The sequence below is a fragment of the Candidatus Methylomirabilota bacterium genome, from assembly GCA_027293415.1.
In the GTDB taxonomy this organism is placed as follows: Bacteria; Methylomirabilota; Methylomirabilia; order Methylomirabilales; family CSP1-5; genus CSP1-5.
The window spans coordinates 1-3,005 of record JAPUFX010000158.1 but is presented as its reverse complement, the minus strand read 5'-3'; the positions used below and the strand labels follow the sequence as shown (position 1 = coordinate 3,005).

Genomic DNA, 3,005 nt, shown 5'->3' with positions numbered 1-3,005 from the left:
ATGTCTTCGCCAGCAGCTGCGCAACTCCGAAAACTCTTGAACGGTAGCGACCCTCTGGTGGTTCCCTTCGCCTACGACGCCTTTTCGGCGCGGCTGATCGAAGATGCGGGGTTTCAGGCTGTGGGTGTCAGCGGGTCTGCGGTCTCCGCCTCCTTGCTCGCTGCTCCTGACATGGGTCTTCTGTCACGTGAGGAAATGGTGGGCCAGGCAGGTCGGATTGCCGGCGCCGTGCCCGCCCTTCCGGTTATCGCGGATGCCGAGACGGGCTACGGTGACCTTTCTCAGGTCGCAGAGACCGTCCGCGCATTCGAGAGCGCAGGTGTAGCCGCTCTCTTCATGGAGGATCAACAAGACCCCAAGCGATGCGGACATCTTGAGGGGCGGCAGTTGATCTCTACAGACAAGATGCTGGAGAAATTGAAGGTCGTTTTGGAGGCTCGCCGCGACTCACAATTCGTGGTCATTGGTCGAACAGACGCTCTGGACGTCGAGGGTGTTGAAGGAGCGGCCTCCCGTGCCCGTGCTTATCTTGAGGCGGGAACGGATATGGCGTTCGTGGTCGGGCCTCGCAGCCGCGAGGAGTTACAAGCGATTCCACAACTTGTGAAAGGGCCTCTGATGGTCGTCCTGAGCGAGGGGGGAGCCACACCCCTTCTCTCCGTTGGGGAGTTGCATGAAATGGGGTACAAGCTGATTGGGTACTCGGGCCTGGCCATAGGTGCCGCTGCCCGGAGCATTAAACTCTGCTTACAGACCCTGAAAGAAGAAGGCACCACCAGCAGCCTGGCCGACAGCGTCATGCCTCTTCTTGAGCGCAATCGGCTGCTGCGCCTGCAAGGCGACGAGATCAAAGAGGATGAAACAAGGGTCGAACTTTAAAGGAGAATCCTATGCTTATCGACACACTGATTCACGGAGCTGAGGTGGTTTTACCCCATGGGGGTGGTCTTCAGAAGCTCGATCTAGCCATCGAGGACGGGCGGGTATCAGCTCATTTGGCCCCTGGCGATGCAAGCCTTATCAAGGCCCGCAACACCATCGATGCTAAAGGCAAAACCGTGCTTCCAGGCGTGATTGATCCCCACACCCACCTGGGCTTCGGCGACCCCAAAACAGATTACTCCACGGAAACCGCAGCTGCCGCCTTGCACGGAGTCACCACCCTGCTGAACTACCTCATGACCAAGGATCCTTATGGGGAAGAATACAAAACCAACCGGGAACTCGGGGACTCACAGGCTCATATCGATTACGGCTTTCACGCCATCATCTCCACCCGTGAGCAGATCGGCGAATTGGGCAAATACATCTCTGAATTTGGCCTGACCAGTTTTAAGTTCTTTATGAGCTTCCGCGGCCAGGAAGGCGCCTACGTCGGTCTGACAGCGATTGATGACGGCATCATGTTCGAGCTTTTCGAGATCCTGGGCCAGCACCCGGGCACCGTGCCCTGCATCCATGCCGAGAACATCGAAGTGGTCTGGCCCTTACGGGATCGCCTCCAGAAATCAGGCCGCGATGACCTGAAGGCATGGCATGAGTCGCGTCCTCCCTTCACCGAGGCCGAGGCCGCCGTTCGGGCCATGATGTTCGCTCGGGAGACCGGGAATGTGGCCTATATCGTCCACACCTCCTCAGGGCAGACGGTGCGAGAGGCACGCCGGTTCCGCAGCCACGGGGACGAGGTGCACATTGAAACCTGCCCCCACTATCTAACCCATACATACGATTCGCCGGTGGGTACCTTGGGCAAACAGAACCCGCCGTTGCGTGGTCAGGAAGATGTGGATGCCCTATGGGAAGCCATCGCGGACGGCACCGTCGATACCATCGGATCAGACCACGCACCGCGTCTGAGCGATAAAAAACAGGGGAGTGTTTGGTCGGCCTCGCCCGGACAACCCAATCTGCCCGTGATCCTTCCTGTTCTCCTCAGCGAAGGCGTTCGAAAACGCGGTCTCTCCCTGGAGCGGATTGCCGAGATCTCTTCGGCCAACGCGGCCCGCATCTTCGGCATGTGGCCCCGTAAAGGGTCGCTTCAGGTGGGGGCCGATGCCGACCTGGTGATCGTGGATCTGGACATGGAGAAAATCGTGACCGCTGCCGGGTTAAGAGGGCGAGCGGACTACTCCATCTACGAGGGCATGTCACTGACGGGTTGGCCCGTTTTAACCATGCTGCGAGGGGAGGTCATCGCTCGCGACGGGGAACTATTGGCCCAGCCGGGACAGGGAAGATTTCTTCACCGGCCGTTGGAAATCGAAAGCAAGGAACACGCTTCCGTATAGAGAGTCGGATTCGGCACCTGAGGTGTCTCCCACATTCCGGAGAAAGAGGGCGCACGTCAGTGCGCCCCTGCAGTTTCGGAGGTCCCTGTCAGGGAGTAGTCTTTTCGGGGACCGGCACCGGGGGCAGGCTGTAACCGTCCGCGATCATGTCCTCTCGTGTACGCACGGTGGCGCCTAACTTGAGAAGCAGAGCCGCCGTGGATGGGTGGCTGCCGTAGCTTCCTCGAGCACCTAAACGAGGGCTGATGCCCTGGGCCATCGACCAGGGCGTCTGTTGGTCGTTGTCTTTGGCGTTGACCTCGGCGCCGCGATCGACCAGGATCTGAACGACTTGGTCCTCTCCCGCGCCTGCAGCGCCATGAAGTGCGGTCTGGCCTAATTCGTTGGAGGCATGAATGTCGGCCCCGGCGTCGAGCACTACTTTGACGGCCTCGGCAGGATCTCCCAGTCGATATTTGATGGTGCCTTGTGTCATCCCGCGGCCCGCTCCTGCAGCCGCCATCAACGCAGTCAATTCCCCTTTTGCCCGCAAACTTGGATCAGCCCCGTTGGCGGCCAGGACTCTGAGGAGTTCGGCGTCGCCAGAGAGCGCTGCCAGGAAAAAGGGCGTGGCCCTTCCCAGGCCGAAACCTGTAGCGGCATCGTCAGGGCCCAGTCTCAAAGCGACGATGATCTGAGCGTTCACATCTGCTCCCTTTGCCAGCAGTGCCTTGACCA

3 protein-coding genes are annotated in these 3,005 nt (G+C 59.6%); 2 read left to right on the top strand and 1 reads right to left on the bottom strand.

Annotated features, from left to right (window positions below; translation table 11 throughout):
* Together O6929_11180 and O6929_11175 are read left to right on the top strand one after the other, a co-directional pair.
* The coding region (locus O6929_11180; protein MCZ6480950.1) for an oxaloacetate decarboxylase at positions 1-879 on the top strand (879 nt) is incomplete at its 5' end.
* An 11-nt stretch (positions 880-890) separates the two neighbouring features.
* Positions 891-2,288: an amidohydrolase family protein gene (locus O6929_11175; GenBank protein MCZ6480949.1), complete on the top strand. Its 1,398-nt coding sequence runs from the start codon at positions 891-893 to the stop codon at positions 2,286-2,288.
* An 88-nt stretch (positions 2,289-2,376) separates the two neighbouring features.
* Here the strand turns inward: O6929_11175 and O6929_11170 are convergent.
* Positions 2,377-3,005, bottom strand: a 629-nt coding sequence (locus O6929_11170) for an ankyrin repeat domain-containing protein (GenBank protein MCZ6480948.1), incomplete at its 5' end; no start/stop codon positions are given.